Origin of the sequence: Bradyrhizobium iriomotense (assembly GCF_030160715.1) — a bacterium.
GTDB lineage: Bacteria > Pseudomonadota > Alphaproteobacteria > Rhizobiales > Xanthobacteraceae > Bradyrhizobium > Bradyrhizobium iriomotense.
This window is the reverse complement of sequence record NZ_BSOW01000039.1, coordinates 47,875-66,609: the sequence shown is the minus strand read 5'-3', so window position 1 is coordinate 66,609 and position 18,735 is coordinate 47,875. Positions and strand designations below refer to the sequence as shown.

Sequence of the window (18,735 nt, the reverse complement as noted above, 5' to 3'; positions counted from 1 at the left end):
CGCTAATGGGCCCAAAGACCGACATCCTCCGGTTCTTCAACGCGTGTCTGCTCTGCCCTCAAGAGCAGCGCTGCTGCCCTACGACGCATTAGGCGAAGCCCGGCGACCCTTGCCCCGCCGCCGGTTCGGATCGAATTCATCGACGGCATTTTGCCAGGCGATAATCTCGTCCTCGAACCAAACCCTTCGGTTCGGGCTGATATAAGTCGATCGCGGGAAACGGCCTGCCTTCTCCATCCGATACAGCGTGGTGCGCCCCACAGGGACAATCTGCAACACCTGCTTCTCGTTCAGCATGCGTCGCGGTCCGGACTTGTCCGCGGTGCCGATCCCTTCGGCTTCTCCTTGTTTCGCTGCGATCATCACGAACTTCCTGCAACGCTCGCTCTTGCCAACCTTCTATTTTGCTGCGGACATGGCGCGGCAGGACGCCGTGCAGAACCGCGCATCGCTTCGCTTAAGCTCGAACCACGAATGGCAGTGGTCGCAGCGGCGCATCGGTGACCTGCGCGCGAACGCGCTACCGGCCGAGAGGATCATGTAGGCCCCGAGCGTTTTCGGCAGCAATGCCGGCAGCGTGCTGCCCTGCGGATCGACGGTGAGACTGATCTCGTTGGCATAGTGGGGTAGCGCGAAGTGCCGCCACCATTGGGTCACATGGTTCAACCGGCCTGGATCATCAGTCAGATGACTGACGCGATTGGCGTCCTCGGCTTCCCATCCCTCTGCCATGTTACGCAGGTGTCCGCACAAGCCAAACCAGAGTCCGCTCTCGGTCTCGCCATTCTTGCCGTCGATGTGGCCGAGCGGATCGCCGCGTCTTTTAATGAGAGCTATCACTGCCTCGGCGTCGTCGAGATCGAGATCGACGAAATCGCGCCAGAATCCGAGTGGCTGTGTGGTCGACCAAGGCTTGCCCTTGCCGCAGGCGCGCATCGTGTGGGAGGAGCAGCGCCCTGTCTTGAACGTTGCAACGAGCTTTAGGGCTCGGTCGGGGTGGCAATTGATATCGATGTCATAAGTCTCGACGACCCGCACGGCGGGCCATGCCGATGTGGAGAAACTCAAAAACAGGTTTGGAGGCTGAGCTGTCATCCGTCCCAACATTTTGGTTGCGTTTATTTATGATATAAGCGTAACCTTCGCCTAGACGCAACAAAGATACTCGTACAGAATGAGAACTTCATCGGAAGGGAGAACCCGCCCATGAAGCCGGAGAGCCCTGAGCGCGCGCCACGAATCGGTTGGACCATTGCCGCCTTTGCAAGGGCAGTCGACGTGCCCGAGCACGTCATCAGGCGCGCCTGCCGCCGAGGCGACATCGCGACGGTCCGATTTGCCGGAAGAGATCGGATCAAACGTGGCGAGGCGCAGCGCATTCGCGCACTGCTCGAACTTGATGAGCCTGAGCACTAATCGAGGCGCACAAGAGCGCGGCCATCGTGCGGCTGCTTCGGACGCTGTTTTGCGATGGAGCAGAAACGCGCCCCTACTGGGTGAGGTCCAAAAATGCCGGCCCATCGCAAGCACAAGCAATCAAACAACGCTGCGGGCGGTCCTTTGGCCGTGCGCCGACAAGGCCCGGACCGAACGCGAAATCAGTCGGACAAATTCTTCACGATCACAGAGGTCGGCGAAGTCCTTCACGTGAGCACTAGATCGATCCGGCGCTGGATCTCTGCCGGCGAACTTGCGAGTCACCGGTTCGGCGGTGCTGTTCGGATCTCCCGGGTTGATCTGGAAATCTTCGTCGCGAAAAGTCGCGAGTATTCGGGATGAGATGTCTCATTTTGTCCAATTGTGTCAGCCGGTTAGACAATATCGGGAATACTCGGTAAAAATACGTGTCGGTTTTATATGGTAGGAGTCTTCCCGAATATCCGCTCCTGGCCGCGTCCGTCCTCCCGGGACCGCGCAGGGCCAAGGCTTTCGATTTTCGCGAAGGACCAATCATGACCAAAAAGTCAAGGAAGCGAACCTCTGCTAGACGGCCCACCTCATCGGCGCCGGCGACCTTGGCTACGGTAGCGGCCGCCGTGGAGCATGCACGCGTCCTTTCGCCCGCGCGCAGACGCGATCTGCGCTCGGCCGTGAAGCGTGTCGCTGACCTGCTCGACAACGAACCCAGCGCCATCGTCCTCGATCTCGGCACCATCGGCGAACGGCTGGCCGGGATCAACTTGTCAACCGCTCGCCTGACGGCCAAGCGCTTTGCCAACATTCGCAGCGATTTCCTCGCTGCGGTAAGGGCGAGCGGCAAATTGCGACTCGCCTCTGCGGGCAAGCAAGCCCTGAGCCCCGCGTGGGTCGCGCTGTTTGTGTCGCTTGCCGGTCGGCGTGCCCATATCGGACTGTCACGGCTGGCGCGCTATGCCAGCGCTCGCGGAATATCGCCGGGCGACGTTGATGACGAGGTGATCGCCGGGTTCATTCTGGCGGTGCGCGAAGGCTCGCTCCACCGCAAGCCCAAAGCGCTGCACCGGCAGGTTACATTGATCTGGAACGAGGCGGCACGCGATCCCAAACTGCGCCTCCGGCCGGTGACGGTCGCAACCTCCCGCAAGCCGCCGATGCGGATCGCGTGGGCGTCGTTGCCGGCTTCATTCCGGCGGGATGTGGACAACCATCTGTCCTGGTGCGGAGGCGCTGATCCATTTGCAGCGAACGCCCGGTCACGGTCCATGGAGCCCACAACTCTCCGGCTGCGCCGCGACCAGATCCATGCTGCGGTGTCCGCTCTCGTCGCATCTGGCGTGAAGCCGGCAAATATTTCGTCGCTGGCCGAGGTGTTAACGCCGGAGAATTTCAAGCGCATCTTGCGTCAGCGCCTCGAAGCCGGTGGCAGTGAAAACGCCTTCAACCACGACATGGGTGCCACGCTTGTTCAGATTGCGCAGGAGTGGGTGAAGGTTGACGCCACGGCTCTCACCGAACTCAAACGATTGTTCGGCAAGGTGCCGCCCCGAGCGATCGGACTCACAAAGAAGAACAAGCAATTCCTACGTCAGTTCGATGATCCCAGGGCACTGAGGCGGTTGGTTGCCTTGCCGGACCGGCTCTGGTCCGAAGTGCGGCGGGATAGCAACCCGAACTTCCGGACGCTGGCCAAGGCGCAGGCGGCGCTTGCTATCGCAACCTTGATCTACATGCCGTTGCGGCTGCAAAACCTGGCCCGTCTGGCCTTTGGTACCCACCTTTTTGTCCGCGGTGGCTCGGGCGCAATTTCGACATTGGAGTTGTCGCGCAACGAGGTAAAAAACAAGACTGAACTTGCGTACGACATTCCGCCCCATGTCGTAAAAATGCTGATTGAATATCGCGAGCGCATCGCCCCGAGGCTCATCGGGCACCGTCCGACACAGCTCTTTGTGCGTCTGGACGGCGCTCTCAAGAGCCCGCAGACGGTGGCATGGCTGATCAGATCTCATGTCCAAAAGCGCACTGGAATCGTGCTCACATCACACCAGTTCCGGCACTTGGGTGCCAAGGTCCTGCTCGATGCCGAGCCCGGGGCGTTCGAAACCGCCAGGCAACTGTTGGGGCAGAAGAATCTGAAAACAACGGTCAACTTCTATGCCGGCATCGATAGCCGCCGTGCCGCCCGTCATCAGCAGCACCTCATCGAGAAAGCGATTGCGGCGCTACCGCCGTTGCGGCCGCAAACGAAATCTCTGCCACCTGCATCGTACTGATAGAGGTCGCGTCCGTGTCGCGCGTCGCCAAACTAAAACTTCCTTTTGCAGACTGGCCGACCAAGGATCAACAACTTTGGGCGGCCGCATTTGAGGCCGGCGACTTGTTCGACGGCGGCGGCCCCGGCGCGCACCTCGCCCCGGCGACTCGCGAAATGTTGTGCGAAAGATACGCACAGTTCCTGAGATTCATCTCAGTGAAGCACCGGAAGCTGCTGACCCGACCGGCTGGCGAGCGGATCGATCGGCGGATCGTGACAGAATTTGTAGCCTGGCGCAGACGATCCTGCAGCGACATGACAGTGTCTCTTGGGCTTCGTTGCCTCAGCGAGGCCCTGGCGCTGATCTGCCCCGGCACCGATTGGTCCTGGTTGTACGTGATCGCAAGACGCATTACCGCCAACGCTCCGCGCCAAGCCAAAAGATACAATCTGATCACCAGTGAGTATCTTTACACGCTGGGGATCGACCTCATGGACAAGGTAGAAGCTGCTACGGAATCCGCTCAACGCATCCGCATGAGGGACGCCTACATCTACCGCGACGGTTTGATGATTGCGCTCCTCGCCGTCATTCCCCTGCGCCGCCGAACCTTCGCGGCGCTCAAGATTGGCCAGCATCTCGTGAAGGCTGGCGGTCTATGGGCGCTTGACATTCCAGCCGAGGATACCAAGACCCGACGACCTCTCGAATTCCCGATTTCGGAGGAATTGTCCGCCCGCATCGACCTGTATCTGGAACGCTACAGGCGCCGGATTCCGGGTGCGGATACCCACAAAGGTCTCTGGGTATCGCATCTCGGAAACCCCACCTGTGCTCCCGCCATTGGCCAGACCATCCGCAAACGAACCATGAGGGCCTTTGGATTTGGCGTCAGCCCGCATCGGTTTCGCCACGCGGCCGCAAGCCTTTGGGCAATTCACGACCCGGCAAACGTGCGAGGTGCCAAAGATCTTCTCGGTCACGCCTCGCTTGATATGACCGAGAAGCACTACATCATGGCACAATCCCGTCTTGCAGGCCGCGCTCTCGCCCGTGCAGTCGAGAAAGCGCGCGAGCATTGATAGCGAGCGTTCGAAGCGGCTGCGAAGCAATCCGGCCATCAGCGTCTAGCCTGAGACCCGAGCCTACAATCGGTCGCGAATGCCCCAAGCCGCCGGCCCTCCTGAGCAGCTACGCTCAGGACGAGTGGTGGCGGGTGGCGCCCGAGCTTTGCCGGCTCAGCCTTCTGACCTCTATCGCTTATTGCGGGAACTACGCGCACTGGCGCGACGCCGAGGAAACACTCGAGGTGCGAGATTCCACTCTGACGCCATGGCCGCCGTCATTCCGCCGCAGCGTTCCGCACGCTCGTCGGCGTAGGCCGCGCGGAGCGCCGCCATGCCACGGCATGTACAACGACTAGCCGCTGGCCCAGCCATGGCGACGGGCCTTGATGGTCACGATGGAGGCACGGCTCCGCATTTGATCCCTAGTTAGCGAATGCGGTGAGTGTCGGTCGAAGCGACATTGGCGATCTTCATCGTCGTGACCAGAGGATGGCAATTCCGACGATGATCGGAGCCAGTCCACAGGCCAGCGCGGACCAGAATTTTGGTTCGTGGAGGACGTCGAAGTCTTCGAGCATAGTGGTCCAAGGATAGCGGCAGACGGAGACTTTCTTGCTCCGGGATAATACGGGAACGCTGCCTTCATTGCGAAAGCAGCCAACCGTTCTAAACTGATGCTGAGATTGTGAAGTCGATTCGCGGGAATATGGCGAAATCCTCGAAACTTGTTGCTGCGAAGAACGAGCGCGTGCTTCTGGTCAGACGACGGCGCGACAGGCTTTGGATGTTCCCGGGCGGCCGCAAGCGTGCAGGAGAGAGTGAAAGGAGGTGTCTTCGCCGTGAGATCAGCGAAGAATTGCCGAAGCTCAGACTTGGACCGATGAAGCTTTGGAAAGAGGTGAAGGGAACGAACCGTCGATCCGGGCGAAAGATGAGCGACGCGATCTTCGTTGCCAAAAAGGCGTCCGGGCCCTTGAAGATCGGCGATAAAAAAGAGATCGATAAAGCGGCTTGGCGCAAGCCGCGCGGCATCAGGCTCACGCCCACCTCCCGCTATATCCGGGACAAGCATTTCCCGCGCTGAGGTCTCGGCGCGAATCCCGCGATCGGCCTCGCACCCGGCCCCGTCCGCGCGCCGGATCGCCGTCGCCTAAGCAAGAACCGGCCCGCCGATCGACGCAACAGCGAGGCCCGCACGCGATCTGAAAGGAAAGCATCGCGCCAAGAAAGCTTAGTCCTTCGGCTTTTCGTACAGATCGATGTCGCTGATCGCGTCTTGGATGAGGTCGCGCAAGGCGATCAGCGTGTCGCGTGCGCGGAGTGCTGAACGGCCAGCCATGTACGGACCGGCAGGCGGCAAATCATCGGTCGGTGAGGCTGCGACGCTGCTACCGGTTTGACCGGTGCTGATCTCGGCAATGCGGCCACCGTTGACGCCGAAATAGGCGGCGATGTCGTGCTGTCGATCTCCGCGAAGCAGCATTCCTTTGACGGTCGCGATCTCTCCTTCACTCAGTGCCATGGGTCTCTCTTTCCACTTGCGAATCGGGAGTGCACACGATGGCACAATGCAGGGTAGCGGGGAGCCGGAAGACTACGGACCCGTGGATTCCCGGAGCTTCAGTTGGTTCAGCCTATCCAAATCCGAGCGACTCGGAAACAGATGATCGCTCAGTACCTGCTGTAGACCTTCGCTATCAGTTCATGGATGTGGGCCCCGACTGTCACTTCCTCAAATGAGGTCGAGTTGGGATGTCCGGCAGTGTTGCGCCTATCGAGACAGTTTTGAAGTTCTTTTTGCTCGGCCTTCGTCAGAAGGCCGATGTGCTCAAGCATGTTTAGAAAGACCGATTCCTTCACCGCGGCGGCGAGATCGTCCACATCAGCAACATCCTTCCAACCGTTCTTTTGAAAACGTCTGTGCCCCTCTTGGTTAAACTCGGTGAGCTTGTTCTTCAGGACATGCTGATACAGCAAATAGATTGCGCCAACCCAAGTCAGCACAATAGCTGATCGATAAGCCTTGTTCCTTACGCACTGGATTGCTTCTTCGACAAAGCGGGCTTTGTCTGGATCATGTACATCGGTAAGGTAGCGTTCGAGGGCCTCTGTGACCGGCGTCAGAACGCCAGCAGGATTCATCAGCCCGCGATCGGCGAGGCTCTTCTTACAAGCCTCTTTGACCGTCCAGCCAGTTGGGACGTAGATCGCGTTGGTAGTCTGTTTAAGATAGTCTCCGGGGATACTATTGGCCCCGTCTCTCCAGCCATTTTGCCGAGCGACGGCCCTGATGTCGTTTGACTTCATCGGGCCATCGTGCATGGCGACGATTAAGAGGTACTTGTCGGTTTTGGAGACGTCTCGGCGAGCTAGGCTTTCACGGAGCAGCGTCACGATTTAAGCCGTTGCGCAAGTTGCTCGTAGGTCGGATGGGACAAGACAAAACTCCCCGTGGATGGCTCGTTTATTTCGTCTTGGTCCATTAGACTGCCGATGGTCTGGCTTAAGTTTTTGTGCATCGAAGGTTTGTAGACGCGCGGTGCCAACTTCATTTCGTCGTGAATCTGTGATAGTGAGGCGGGCTCGACGCCATCACTCATCTGTAGCTTCAATAGTGCGGCTTTGAACAGGTCACTAGCGGATCGTGCCTGCAGCTTTGCTGCGGCTGACGCGGTGGTGAATCGGCCAGTTGCGCTCGCTCCATTCAAGGCATTAGTTGCGCCTTCACCGGTCTCGTCTGGCTCCTCCGGTGCCCCGCTGCCGATCGCTTCGATAATGGAGGCGATTAGATCGGGTACCTCCGACTTCAGGAACTCGACTTCGCCTTCCCACTCAATTTCAATCCCTTTGGCTTTGATGCGTAATTTGGCCGTCACGATCCGCCCCTTCGATTCGCAAACCGCGCCAATACACAACTTGCAATAGCGATTCGGGAGGTGGACTCCTCATTAATCCCCATATTCCCCAGAGGTTTTTCAAACGGTCGGGCTCCTCACGAGGGTAAACCTGCTGATCCGTGTTCATTCTGGTCTCGCCTGTGCGTGTTTTCGACGTCCCCGCTACAGACACCGGGCGAGGCCTCCAACGCATCAGCGGCCAAATGGCGCGTTTCACGGTGTTTCAAAAGAAAAGCCCGGCCAGCGTTGGGCTGACCGGGCTGCTCTAACTGGCAATATGTTTCCAGTTGATCACGCCGCGAGCCGCAGCTCGTCCTGATCAACGGCCTGTGCCGCAGGCTCGCCGATGATCCGCCGCAGCTCGGCGGCGACGCCGTCGAGCACCGCGCGCTTTTCCTTCATCCGCGTCGAGTGGTTGTAAACCTTGCCGGTGACGGTCGGCACGATCACATCGCCCTTCTTGGTGACGGCATGGTCGAGGCATTTCGCGATCCATGCATCGTCGAAGCCGAGATCGCCGGCCAAGGTCGCCGCCGTCCGGCGCAGATCGTGCGGCGTGAACGACTTGAGGCCGAGCAACGCACAGATGCCGGCGGTTTTTGTCTGTCCCTTACGCTTGCCGTCGGTGTGTTTGGTGCCGCGGAGCGCGACGGCCATCACCTTGCGGTTCATCCGCTGGTCGCCAAGGGGGCTGGCAAAGACGAACCGTTGATCCTTGGACGCCAGCGCTCCCTTGATAATCTCGACCGCGAGGCTCGATAGCGGCTGCTGGATCACCCGGCGCTTTTTGACCCGCTTCAGCGGCACGTCAAAGCGGGGATGCTCGCCATCAAGGTCGAACAGTTCGCTGCGATGCGCGCCAAGCAGTTCGTTCGAGCGCAGCATGGTGACCAGCTCGAACTTGAGCGCGAGGCGCGTCCGGCGGTCCCAAGGCAAGTCGTTGCGGTCGAGGCCGTGCCAGAAAATCCTGATCTCGTCCTCGGACAACACCCGCGTGCGCGGATGCTCCGGGTCAAGCTTCGGCAGGTTGACGCAGGGGCTCGCCGTCACGTAGTCACGGCCGGCTTCCGCCGCCCAGTTGAACAGCGCCGACGCCGCCTTGCGCATCTGCCGCGCGTTGCTGACCGACGGAACGCCGAATCGTCCAGCGACGATGTCGTTCGACAGCGTGGCGATGTCGTGCTTGGTGACCTCGCAGGCGAGCTTTGAGCCGACGCGCGCGGCGAGGAAGCGCCGCAGATTGCTCGCGGTCGTCTCCCAGCTTTCCAGCCGGGGCCGCATCTCGCCGTCCGGCTTCTTGACCGGCGTTTTCATCCAGTCGATTCGCTCCTCGATGATCTCTGCAACGGACTTGCCGCGCTTGGCCTGCCGCTCCTTGCGGTCGCGGAAGGTTTCAGCGAGCGCGTCGCCGCTCATGCCCTTGAGGCCGTAGACCTTGCTGCGGGCATGCTCGACCGTGAAAGTTTCCGGGTTGTAGACCCCGAGCCAGCCCGTTCGCTGCTTGCCGGTCTCCGGATCGGTGAACTTGAACGAGAAAGTCGCGACGCCAGCCGTGGTGATGCTGACATAGAGGCCGGGGCATTTGCGGTCGTAGAGCTTGACCCGCTTGGTGACGCGCTTCTCGCAGAGGCGATCGGTCAGGATGACGCTGCCGTTGCGTGCGCGCTTGCCAACGGGCTGGGTGGTGGTGGTAGTATTCATGCGGTTTCGGCTCCTAAGGCTTGAGACCAAAGGGCTCGGCTTTGGGGCTTTCGGTTTGTCGTGCGGACGCTGAAAGCCTTAGGGCCGGGCCCTAGATTTGGTGAAGCCCGCTGAAACAGCCCGTATCAGGTTAGTCGAAAAGCGCTGGTTTTAAAGGGTTTTCTTAGCTTCGGCGTGTTTCACCGAATGCCAAGATAATGCCCTGTGGTTATGGGTCCCGGGCTCGCGCTAACGCGCGCCCCGGGACGACGACCGACTAAGTGGCGTCTTCAGGGGCAGCCACTCAACGCCTAATTCTTCCGCGCGTACAGCAGCGGCACCGCCGAATCCACCACTACCTCGACGAGGCTCGTGCCTGCGAACGCCATCCCCCGCTTCAGCGCCTCACCGAGCTCCGCCGCTTTCGTCACCCGCACCGCGTCGCAGCCCATGCCTTCGGCGAGCTTGACGAAATCGATGCCGGGCAATTCCAGACCCGGCACGTTGCGCACCTGCATGACCTGGCTGAAGGAGCGCATCGCGCCGTAGCCGGAATTGTTGATGACGACGACGGTGAGCGGCAGCTTGCGCTGCGCGGCGGTCCACAGCGCCTGGAACGAATACATCGCTGAGCCGTCGCCGATCAGGCACACCGTGCGGCTGTTCGGCTTGCCCAGCGCCATGCCGACCGCGGCGGGCAGCGAGTAGCCGAGGCCGCCGCTCGACATCGTGTAAAAACTGTCCTGGCCGCGCATCGGCATGAACTTTTGCATCGCCGGCCGGTGCGAGGGCACTTCCTCGACGAGTGAAGTCCCCTCCGGCATCGCCTCGGACAGCGAATGCAGCAGGAATTCGACCGGCAGCGGATCGGCGGCCTTCGGCGTCGGCGGTAGCGTGCGGCCCTTTGGCGTCGCGCGCTTGCTCTCCGGCAGCATGTCGAGCAGCGCACTCAGCGCAGGCTTCATGGTCGCGACGATGCTGGTGCCGACAGGCGTCACCGCAGCCGCATCCGGATCGTCGGTGATCTGGAAGATCGTCGTTCCGCCATCGAAGATCGATGCATGCCCCTCGACATGGAAGGTGAACACCGGCGCGCCGATCACGACGACGAGATCGTGCGCGCGCAGCGCATCCGAGAGCTGGCCGGGCGAGGCATGCAGGAAGCCGGCGAATTGCGGATGGCGCTCCGGGAAGGAGCATCGCGCCGAGAATGGGCTCACCCAGACGCTCGCCTTCGTCTTCTCCGCGACGCGTACCATGAGATCGACGGCGCCTGCGCGGTCGATGCCGGGGCCGACCACGAGGGCAGGGTGCTTGCTGGCATTGAGCGCTGTGACCAGCGCCTTCATTGCCTCCGGCTCGGGTCCAAGTTCGCGGCTGACCTTGCGCGCCTCGACCGGTGCGGTCGCATGGGTCCAGTCGTCGATCGGGATCGAGACGAAGGTCGGGCCGCAGGGCGGCTGCATCGCGGTGTGATAGGCGCGCGCGATCGCGGCCGGCACATCCTCCGCGCGCGCCGGCTCGACGCTGTATTTCACGTAGGGCCGCGGGAATTCGGACGCACGCTCGGCGTAGAGGAACGCCTGCAACGGCAGGATCGAGCGCGCCTGCTGGCCCGCGGTGATGACGAGCGGCGTCTGGTTGCGATGCGCGGTGTAGATATTGCCGAGCGCGTTGCCGACGCCGGCCGCCGAATGCAGATTGACGAAACCGGCGTTGCGCGTGGCCTGCGCATATCCGTCCGCCATGCCGACGGCGGAAGCTTCCTGAAGCGCCAGGACATAGTCGATGTCGTCGGGCCAGTCGCTGAGGAACGGCAGCTCGGTCGAGCCGGGATTGCCGAACACGCGCTTGATGCCGAAGCCACGCAGCAGGTCCAGTGTCGCCTGCTTGACGGAGACGGATTTGCTACCGATTTTTCCGTTCTTTGCCACTGTTCCGTTCCCTGTCTTTTGTTGGCGCTACCGGCCCCATTCTCGTCATTGCGAGGAACGGAGCGACGAAGCAATCCAGGTTGTTACCGCGGAAAGATTCTGGATTGCTTCGCTTCGCTCGCAATGACGAGGAGAGACTATCACCACGCCGCCGCACCCTTCATCGTCGGCTGCCCTTCCGCATTCGCCGTCCACAGTTCCAGGCCGGCGTCGGTCTCGTTCGCGTTTACGGAGAACTCCGTCCCCTCGAACAGTGGCTGGAGGCCCCGATACGAAAACTTCCTCGGCGCCCTGCCGCCCCGCAGCTTCGCCGCCATCTCGACGAGAAGCGCCGCCTGCAACGGGCCGTGGAAGATCAGGCCCGGATAGCCCTCGACCTTGGTGACGTAGTCGCGGTCGTAGTGGATGCGGTGCCCGTTGAATGTCAGCGCGGAGTAACGGAACAGCAGCACGGGATCGGAGACGTGCGTTTCGCGATGCTGCGCCTTGGGAGGCGGAGCCTTCGTCGTCGCGGTCTGGCTGCTCGTCATCTCGCGATAGACGATGTCCTGCCGCTCGCGAATGGCGACGCCGCGCGGCGAAGTGATGGTGTGCTCGACCGCGACGAAGCACAGCGTGCCGGTCGAGCCGGTCTTCACCGTGACGTCGGCAATGCGCGAGGTGCGGGTCGATTCATCGCCGACGCGCAAGGGCTCGACAAACTCGATCTCGCCGCCCGCCCACATCCGCCGCGGCAGCGGCACCGGTGGCAGGAAGCCGCCACGGGTCGGGTGGCCGTCGGCGCCGAGCATCGACATCGGAAACACCGGCTGTGCCAGACACCAATGCACCGTGAACGGCGCCGCGTCGCCCTTCCTGGGCTCGCCGACCTCCTGGAACAGCGTCGCGCGCAGGCCCTTGACGAGTTGCGCGGTCACGTTGTCGGTCGCTTCCTGGGTGCGGCCAATCCATTGCCGCAAATGATCGATGTCGAGCTTCTCGGTCATGTCCCCTCGCTCTTGTTACTTCTTCTGGCCGGGGCGCTCGCCGATGGCGGGCACAGCGCCGTAGTTGCGGGTCTCGCCGACGAGGATCGGCGCCGGTGCGGGATAGCTGACGCGGCCGTTCGGCGTATCGACCTCGATGCGCCTCAAATGCGGATGGGTCGCCAGATCAGCCATGGTGTTGACCTCGGCGAAGGCGATGTCGGCATCCGACAGCCGCTTCAGCAGCTCATCGCGCGTCATCTTCGCGAAGCTGTCTGCAACCGTCCTGTCGGTGAAGTCGCGGTTGCGCACGCGCTCGACCATGTTGGCGACGCGCGGATCGGCCGGCAGGTTCGGTTGGTCCAGCACTTCCGCGCATAGCGTCTTCCATTCGCGCTCGCTCTGGATCGAGATCAGGATGTCCTTGCCGTCCTTGGAGGCGAACACGCCGTACGGCGCGATTGAGGGATGGCGCAGGCCCATGCGTTTGGGCGGATTGCCGGCTTCCGCGTTGAGCAGCGGGACGGTGCACCAGTCCGCCATCACGTCGAACATGGAGATGCGGATGTCGGCACCCTTGCCCGTGCGCCCGCGCGCGATCAGCGCTTCCAGGATCGCCGCATGCGCGGTCGCGCCGGTCGCGACGTCGACGATGGACATGCCGACGCGCGAGGCGCCGTCGGGATTACCGGTGATCGAGGCAAGGCCGCTCTCGGCCTGGATCAGGAGATCATAGGCCTTGCGATGCGCGTAGGGGCCCTCGTCGCCGTAGCCCGTGATGGTGCAGGAGATCAGCTTCGCATAGTCGCGCAGCAATCGCTCGCGCGAAAAGCCGAGCTTGTCCATCGAGCCCGGCTTGAGGTTTTGAATGAGCACGTCCGCGCCTGCGATCAGCTTTTCAAGCTCAGTGCGGCCTTCTTTGGTCGCAAGATCAACCACGACAGATTGCTTGCCGCGGTTGAGCCAGACGAAATAGCTGCTCTGGCCCTTGGCCGCCGCGTCATAGCCGCGGGCGAAATCGCCTTCGGGCCGCTCGATCTTGATCACCTCGGCGCCGGCGTCCGCCAGGCGCGACGAGCAGAACGGCGCCGCGACGGCCTGCTCGACCGCGATCACCCTGATCCCGTCAAGTGCTCCCATGGTGCGACCTCAGTAAGAGCGGGGCATGCCGAGCACATGCTCGGCGATGAAGGACAGCACGAGGTTGGTGGAGATCGGTGCGACCTGGTAGAGCCGCGTCTCGCGGAATTTTCGCTCGACGTCGTATTCCTCGGCGAAGCCGAAGCCACCATGGGTCTGGATGCAGGCGTTCGCCGCTTCCCAGGACGCATCCGCCGCCAGCATCTTTGCCATGTTGGCCTCCGCGCCGCAGTCGAGCCCGGCCTCGTATTTGCGCGTCGCCTCCTTCACCATCAATTCGGCCGCGCGCATCGAGGCATAGGCTTTTGCAATCGGGAACTGGATGCCTTGATTCTGGCCGATCGGACGGCCGAACACGGCGCGTTCCTTGGCGTAAGTGGAGGCCTTGGCGATGAACCACTTCGCATCGCCGACGCATTCCGCCGCGATCAGGATGCGCTCGGCATTCATGCCGGAGAGGATGTAGCGGAAACCCTTGCCTTCCTCGCCGATCAGATTCTCCGCGGGCACCTTCATGTCCGTAAAGAACACTTCGGTGGTGGCGTGGTTCATCATGGTGCGGATCGGGCGGATCTCGAGGCCCTTGCCCCTGGCCTCACGCATGTCGACGATGAACACCGAGAGCCCGTCGGTGCGCTTTTTGGCCTTCTCCTTCGGCGTGGTGCGCGCGAGCAGGATCATCAGGTCGGAATGCTCGGCGCGGCTGGTCCAGATCTTCTGGCCGTTGACGACGTAATGATCGCCCTCGCGGCGCGCGAACGTCTTGAGCGAAGACGTGTCCGTGCCGCTGGTCGGCTCGGTGACGCCGAAGGCTTGCAGGCGCAATTCGCCGGTCGCAACCTTCGGCAGATACTTCGCCTTCTGTGCGTCGCTGCCGTGCCGGAGCACCGTGCCCATGGTGTACATCTGGGCATGGCAGCCGCCGCCGTTGCAGCCGGCGCGCTGGATCTCCTCGAGGATCGCCGCCGCCGCCGACAGCTTCAGTCCTGCGCCGCCATATTCCTCGGGGATCAGCACCGAGAGGTAGCCGGCCTCGGTGAGCGCATCGACGAAGGCTTTTGGATAGGCCATCTCGCGATCGAGCTTGCGCCAGTATTCGCCGGGAAACTGCGCGCAGAGTTTTGCGACGGCTTCGCGGATATCGGCGTGTTCGTCGGTATGTTGTTCTTGCTGGGTCATGGCGTTTCCCATTGGGTTCGTTCGAGAGGATAACGCAGGACGATCCTCCGGCGTCGTCTGGACAACGCCAACCCCCTATGCTCATTTGCTATAGCGTATGGAGTAGCGTTCAAAGATTGGCAAGCATGGATTTCCGTCAGCTCAGGACCTTCAGTTGCGTGGCCGAGCTCGGCAGCCTCTCCAAGGCGAGCGATACGCTGCGGGTCGCGCAGCCGGCACTGAGCCGCCAGATCAAGCTTCTGGAGCACGAGTTGCGCACCGAGCTGTTCACCCGCAACGGCCGCGGCATGGTGCTGACCGAAGCCGGCCGCCTGCTGCTCGCACGCACCTCGGGCATCGTCCGCCAGATCGACCAGATCCGCGACGATATCCAGTCGGCACAGGGTCCGCTCTCGGGCCACGTCGTGCTGGGCCTGGTCCCGACCGTGAGCTGCGTGCTGTCGGCGCGCTTCGCCCGCCGCTGCGTCGAGACCTATCCGGGCATCACGCTGCGCATCGTCGAGAGCTACAGCGGCCATCTCGTCGAATGGCTGCATCGCGGCGAGATGGATCTTGCGATCCTCTACGGCCGCTCGGCCGATCTGCACCTCACCGTGCAGAGCCTGGGGCGCGACAACATCGTCGCGGTCGGCCCGCGCGGCTGCGGGCTCGCGCGAAAAAAGAGCGTCGAGATCGGCTGGCTGCTGCGGCAGCGGCTGGTGCTGCCCAGTCATTCGCACGGGCTCCGGGCGCTGATCGAGCATGCGGCCGCGCAGCGCAAGATCAAGCTCGACGTCCAGCTCGAGGCGGATTCGTTTCGCGTGCTCACGAGCCTCGTCGAGGAGGGCCTCGGCTTCGCCCTGCTGCCGCCCTCGTCGGTGCACGGCGAGGTCGCGGACGGGCGGCTGGAAACCGCTGTCGTCTCCAAGCCGATGACGCGCGAGCTCATTGTTGCCTCTCCGATCGACCGTCCGCCGTCGACGGCAACCGTGGCCGTCACCGCGCTCTTGCGCGAGGAAGTGACAGCCTGCCGCAAGGACGGCGTCTGGGACATCAAACTGAGTTAGATGCGCTTATTTCCTAGAACAGCTACGCGGCGGCTTGCCTTCGCATCTGGCGCGACCTGTCATGCCGAAATTTTATAGCTGGGGCAGCGTCGCGCCTGTCGAGCGTTAGGGCGACGCGCTTGCCGCCCCATCCTCCGCTGTCGTCGCCCGCGAAGGCGGGCGATCCAGTATTCCAGAGGCGGTGCGGCTAGAACCGAGGAGCCGCGGCGTGCTGGATGCCCCGCCTTCGCAGGGCATGACAGTGGAGTTGGGGACGCGGCCTGCCCAAGTGCGGCGAATGGCGAGTGTGCCTACCCCGGAATCCGCACCGGCAGCGTCTCGTAGCCCTTGATGAAGCTCGAATAGATGCGCCGGGGCTCGCCGACCACCTCGATGCGGTCGAAGCGCTTCAGCATCTCCTCCCAGACGATCCGGAGCTGAAGCTCCGCAAGCCGCATGCCGACACAGCGGTGGATGCCGAAGCCGAAGGACAGATGCGTGCGCGGCCGCGGCCGGTCGATGATGAAGTCGTTCGGTTTCTCGAACATCTCCTCGTCGCGGTTGCCGGAGACGTACCACATCACGACGCGGTCGCCCTTCTTGATGTGCTTGCCGCCGATTTCGGTGTCCTGGAGCGCGGTGCGCCGCATATGCGCGAGCGGGGTCTGCCAGCGGATCACCTCGGGCACCATGGAATCGATCAGCGCCGGATTGGCGCGGAGCTTGTCGTACTGCTCGGGGTTCTCGTTCAGCGCCAACACCGAGCCGGTCATGGTGTTGCGCGTGGTGTCGTTGCCGCCGACGATGAGCAGGATGATGTTGCCCATGAGATTGTCGGGGTCCATGAAGCGCGTGGCGTCGTTATGGGCCATCAGCGACAGCAGGTCGTTGCGTGGCGCGGAATTGACGCGCTCGTTCCACAGCTTCGACATGTAGGCGTAGCACTCGTCCATCTCCTTCCGCCGCTCCTCGGCGGATGCGACGATGCCGCTCTTGGGCAGCGCGGTGGAGACGTCCGACCAGCGCGTCAGCTTGCGCCGCTCCTCCCAGGGGAAGTCGAACAGCGTCGCCAGCATCTGCGTCGTCAGCTCGATCGAGACGCGCTCGACGAAATTGAAGGTCTCGTTGCGCGGCAGGTTGTCCAGCACGGTCTGCGAGCGCTGGCGGATCAGCTTGGCCAGCTCGTCCAGATGCGTCGGCGTGAACATCGGTGAGACCGTCTTGCGCTGCGCCGAGTGCGTGGGCTGGTCCATCGCGATGAAGCTCGGCCAGTCGTAACCGGCCGGCACGTCGCGGATCGAGATGCCGCCGAGCGTCGAGTCGGAGGAGAAGATGCCGTGGTTGGTGTCGACATGCATGATGTCGTTGTATTTGACGACTGACCAGTACGGCTCGATCGGCGCGTTGGTGCAGTAATGCACCGGCTCTTCCTTGCGTAGCCGTTCGAACCACGGCCACAGTGTATCGTCCTGGAACAGCCGCGGCGCGCCCGGATGGTAGTCCTTCAGCGGCGTCGCATAGGCCTCCTCATGCGCGCGGCGCATGCGTTCGGCCTTGTCGGTCCTGACCGGAGTTTGGATGTTCATGGTTGGTTGCTCCAGTTTTCGCGAATCACGCCGCAATCCTGACCGGTAGCGTCTCGTAACCCTTCACGAAACTCGAATACACCCGCTTGGGTTCGCCGACCACGTCGATATGATCGAAGCGCTTCAAAATCTCTTCCCAGATGATCTTCAATTGCAGCTCTGCAAGCCTGAGGCCCACGCAGCGGTGGATGCCGAAGCCGAAGGAGAGATGCGTACGCGGCCGGGCGCGGTCAATGATGAATTCGTAGGGCTTTTCGATCGCCTCCTCGTCGCGGTTGCCCGAGACGTACCACATCACGACTTTGTCACCCTTCTTGATTTGCTTGCCGTGGAACTCGAAATCGGCAAGCGCCGTGCGGCGCATATGGGCAAGCGGCGTCTGCCAGCGGATGACTTCGGGGACGAAACTGTCGAGCAGCGCGGGATTTTCCCTGAGCTTCCGGTACTGCTCCGGATGCTGGCTGAGCGCGTAGATCGAGCCGGACATGGTGTTGCGGGTGGTGTCGTTGCCGCCGACGATCAGCAGGATCAAATTGCCCAGAAAATTCTTGGCGTCCATGTCGCGCGTCGCCGCGCCGTGCGCCAGCATCGAGAGCAGATCGCTCTTTGGCGGCTGCGCGGTGCGCTCCTTCCACAGCCGCGAAAAGTAGGTCGCGCATTCCAGGAGCTCGGCCTGCCGCTCGTCCTCGGTGGCGACGAGACCGCCGGAGCCGGGAATGGTGGTCGCGACGTCCGACCAGCGCGTCAGCTTGCGGCGGTCTTCCCAGGGGAAGTCGAACAGCACCGCGAGCATCTGCGTGGTGAGCTCGATCGAGACGCGATCGACCCAGTCGAATTCCTCACCTTTCGGCAGATTGTCCAGGCACTCGGCCGAGCGCTTGCGGATGTTGAGCGCGAGCTCGTCCAGATGCGTCGGCGTGAACATCGGCGCCACGGTCTTGCGCTGGGCGGCATGACGCGGCGGGTCCATGGCAATGAAGCTCTCGCGGCGCAGGTCGGGATCGATGTCGCGGATGGTGATGCCGCCGAGCGAAGAGGCGGAGGAGAACACCGCATGGTTGGTCTCGATCTCCATGATGTCGTTGTACCGGGTCACCGACCAGTACGGTCCGAACATCGAGTCCTTGCAATAGTGTACGGGGTCTTCGCGGCGCAGGCGGTCGAAATAGGGCCACAACGCATCGGTCCTGAACAGTTCGGGATGGCCGGGATCGAACTGCTCCAGCGGCAGCGATGCGGCGCGCTCATGCAAGCCCTCGCGCGTGACTGTGCTCTCGATGGTCCCATGCATGATCGGCTCTCCCTTGCGGCCGCGCGTCTTTTTCAAATTCTGCGCCGCGGTATTTGTCCCTGCAATTACAACCCGTTGCGTGCGTCGGGGCAAGGGCGAGTTTTGCCGCATCCGGATTTGTGAGCGTGCAGACTGTCCGCGCGAGCGTGATCTGGCGCACGTTAAGGATTCGGGAAGTATCGGAGAAACCGATCGAAACCGCCGCGAAATCGAACCGCCCCATCTTGGGGGCCGACTAACCTCTGCCCTATAATTTGATCGTGTCGGGTCCGCATAGCCAGGATTGATCGCCGTGAA

The 18,735-nt window shown here is 62.2% G+C and carries 17 protein-coding genes; 5 read left to right on the top strand and 12 right to left on the bottom strand.

Translation table 11 applies throughout. From position 1 onward, the window contains the following. Window positions 1-78 precede the first annotated feature (78 nt). Window positions 79-363: a helix-turn-helix transcriptional regulator gene (locus tag QQL28_RS38440; RefSeq protein WP_284274036.1), complete on the bottom strand. Its 285-nt coding sequence runs from the start codon at window positions 361-363 to the stop codon at window positions 79-81. A gap of 36 nt (window positions 364-399) precedes the next feature. Further along, on the bottom strand, window positions 400-1,107 hold the full coding sequence (locus QQL28_RS38435; protein ID WP_284274016.1) for a hypothetical protein: 708 nt from the start codon (window positions 1,105-1,107) through the stop codon (window positions 400-402). A 402-nt stretch (window positions 1,108-1,509) separates the two neighbouring features. On the opposite strand from QQL28_RS38435, the gene QQL28_RS38430 reads away from it, so the two are divergent. From QQL28_RS38430 to QQL28_RS38415, 4 genes are all read left to right on the top strand, one after another. Continuing rightward, window positions 1,510-1,779, top strand: a complete 270-nt coding sequence (locus tag QQL28_RS38430) for a helix-turn-helix domain-containing protein (protein ID WP_284274015.1) — start codon at window positions 1,510-1,512, stop codon at window positions 1,777-1,779. A 236-nt stretch (window positions 1,780-2,015) separates the two neighbouring features. Continuing rightward, window positions 2,016-3,692 (top strand): site-specific integrase, encoded by a 1,677-nt coding sequence (locus QQL28_RS38425; protein ID WP_284274014.1) that lies wholly within the window; start codon window positions 2,016-2,018, stop codon window positions 3,690-3,692. Window positions 3,693-3,706: 14 nt separating this feature from the next. Further along, entirely contained in the window at window positions 3,707-4,756 is a 1,050-nt protein-coding gene (locus QQL28_RS38420; protein ID WP_284274013.1) for a site-specific integrase, read from the top strand. A 691-nt stretch (window positions 4,757-5,447) separates the two neighbouring features. Further along, window positions 5,448-5,825: an NUDIX hydrolase gene (locus QQL28_RS38415; RefSeq protein ID WP_284274059.1), complete on the top strand. Its 378-nt coding sequence runs from the start codon at window positions 5,448-5,450 to the stop codon at window positions 5,823-5,825. Between the two features lie 147 nt (window positions 5,826-5,972). Here QQL28_RS38415 and QQL28_RS38410 read toward each other — a convergent pair whose 3' ends face one another. The 8 genes from QQL28_RS38410 to QQL28_RS38375 form a co-directional block, all read right to left on the bottom strand. Then, window positions 5,973-6,263 (bottom strand): hypothetical protein, encoded by a 291-nt coding sequence (locus tag QQL28_RS38410; protein ID WP_284274012.1) that lies wholly within the window; start codon window positions 6,261-6,263, stop codon window positions 5,973-5,975. Window positions 6,264-6,412: 149 nt separating this feature from the next. Then, the gene (locus QQL28_RS38405; protein WP_284274011.1) at window positions 6,413-7,135 is read right to left on the bottom strand and encodes a hypothetical protein; all 723 of its coding nucleotides are present in this window, start codon (window positions 7,133-7,135) and stop codon (window positions 6,413-6,415) included. Further along, window positions 7,132-7,617: a hypothetical protein gene (locus tag QQL28_RS38400; protein WP_284274010.1), complete on the bottom strand. Its 486-nt coding sequence runs from the start codon at window positions 7,615-7,617 to the stop codon at window positions 7,132-7,134. The genes QQL28_RS38405 and QQL28_RS38400 overlap by 4 nt, the downstream gene beginning before the upstream one ends. Before the next feature lie 312 nt (window positions 7,618-7,929). Continuing rightward, on the bottom strand, window positions 7,930-9,339 hold the full coding sequence (locus tag QQL28_RS38395) for a tyrosine-type recombinase/integrase (protein ID WP_284274009.1): 1,410 nt from the start codon (window positions 9,337-9,339) through the stop codon (window positions 7,930-7,932). 290 nt (window positions 9,340-9,629) lie between these two features. Beyond that, window positions 9,630-11,252: a benzoylformate decarboxylase gene (gene mdlC, locus QQL28_RS38390; RefSeq protein WP_284274008.1), complete on the bottom strand. Its 1,623-nt coding sequence runs from the start codon at window positions 11,250-11,252 to the stop codon at window positions 9,630-9,632. A 140-nt stretch (window positions 11,253-11,392) separates the two neighbouring features. Continuing rightward, on the bottom strand, window positions 11,393-12,238 hold the full coding sequence (locus QQL28_RS38385; protein WP_284274007.1) for an HTD2 family dehydratase: 846 nt from the start codon (window positions 12,236-12,238) through the stop codon (window positions 11,393-11,395). Window positions 12,239-12,253: 15 nt separating this feature from the next. Beyond that, window positions 12,254-13,357 (bottom strand): CaiB/BaiF CoA transferase family protein, encoded by a 1,104-nt coding sequence (locus tag QQL28_RS38380; RefSeq protein ID WP_284274006.1) that lies wholly within the window; start codon window positions 13,355-13,357, stop codon window positions 12,254-12,256. 9 nt (window positions 13,358-13,366) lie between these two features. Further along, on the bottom strand, window positions 13,367-14,536 hold the full coding sequence (locus QQL28_RS38375) for an acyl-CoA dehydrogenase family protein (protein WP_284274005.1): 1,170 nt from the start codon (window positions 14,534-14,536) through the stop codon (window positions 13,367-13,369). A gap of 125 nt (window positions 14,537-14,661) precedes the next feature. Between QQL28_RS38375 and QQL28_RS38370 the strand changes: the two genes are divergently transcribed. Then, the gene (locus tag QQL28_RS38370) at window positions 14,662-15,582 is read left to right on the top strand and encodes a LysR substrate-binding domain-containing protein (RefSeq protein ID WP_284274004.1); all 921 of its coding nucleotides are present in this window, start codon (window positions 14,662-14,664) and stop codon (window positions 15,580-15,582) included. A gap of 290 nt (window positions 15,583-15,872) precedes the next feature. Here the strand turns inward: QQL28_RS38370 and QQL28_RS38365 are convergent, their stop codons facing one another. Next, window positions 15,873-17,147 carry a cytochrome P450 gene (locus tag QQL28_RS38365; protein ID WP_284274002.1) on the bottom strand — a complete coding sequence of 425 codons (1,275 nt, stop codon included), beginning with the start codon at window positions 17,145-17,147 and terminating at the stop codon, window positions 15,873-15,875. A 25-nt stretch (window positions 17,148-17,172) separates the two neighbouring features. Beyond that, the gene (locus QQL28_RS38360; protein ID WP_284274000.1) at window positions 17,173-18,438 is read right to left on the bottom strand and encodes a cytochrome P450; all 1,266 of its coding nucleotides are present in this window, start codon (window positions 18,436-18,438) and stop codon (window positions 17,173-17,175) included. Window positions 18,439-18,735: the final 297 nt, after the last annotated feature.

Coding starts and splice junctions, on each gene's coding strand:
- QQL28_RS38360 (WP_284274000.1), bottom strand. CDS start 18,438: ATGCATGGGACCATCGAGAGCACAGTCACGCGCGAGGGCTTGCATGAG.
- QQL28_RS38365 (WP_284274002.1), bottom strand. CDS start 17,147: ATGAACATCCAAACTCCGGTCAGGACCGACAAGGCCGAACGCATGCGC.
- QQL28_RS38435 (WP_284274016.1), bottom strand. CDS start 1,107: ATGTTGGGACGGATGACAGCTCAGCCTCCAAACCTGTTTTTGAGTTTC.
- QQL28_RS38370 (WP_284274004.1), top strand. CDS start 14,662: ATGGATTTCCGTCAGCTCAGGACCTTCAGTTGCGTGGCCGAGCTCGGC.
- QQL28_RS38385 (WP_284274007.1), bottom strand. CDS start 12,238: ATGACCGAGAAGCTCGACATCGATCATTTGCGGCAATGGATTGGCCGC.
- QQL28_RS38430 (WP_284274015.1), top strand. CDS start 1,510: ATGCCGGCCCATCGCAAGCACAAGCAATCAAACAACGCTGCGGGCGGT.
- QQL28_RS38410 (WP_284274012.1), bottom strand. CDS start 6,263: ATGGCACTGAGTGAAGGAGAGATCGCGACCGTCAAAGGAATGCTGCTT.
- QQL28_RS38395 (WP_284274009.1), bottom strand. CDS start 9,339: ATGAATACTACCACCACCACCCAGCCCGTTGGCAAGCGCGCACGCAAC.
- QQL28_RS38415 (WP_284274059.1), top strand. CDS start 5,448: ATGGCGAAATCCTCGAAACTTGTTGCTGCGAAGAACGAGCGCGTGCTT.
- QQL28_RS38440 (WP_284274036.1), bottom strand. CDS start 363: ATGATCGCAGCGAAACAAGGAGAAGCCGAAGGGATCGGCACCGCGGAC.
- QQL28_RS38375 (WP_284274005.1), bottom strand. CDS start 14,536: ATGACCCAGCAAGAACAACATACCGACGAACACGCCGATATCCGCGAA.
- QQL28_RS38380 (WP_284274006.1), bottom strand. CDS start 13,357: ATGGGAGCACTTGACGGGATCAGGGTGATCGCGGTCGAGCAGGCCGTC.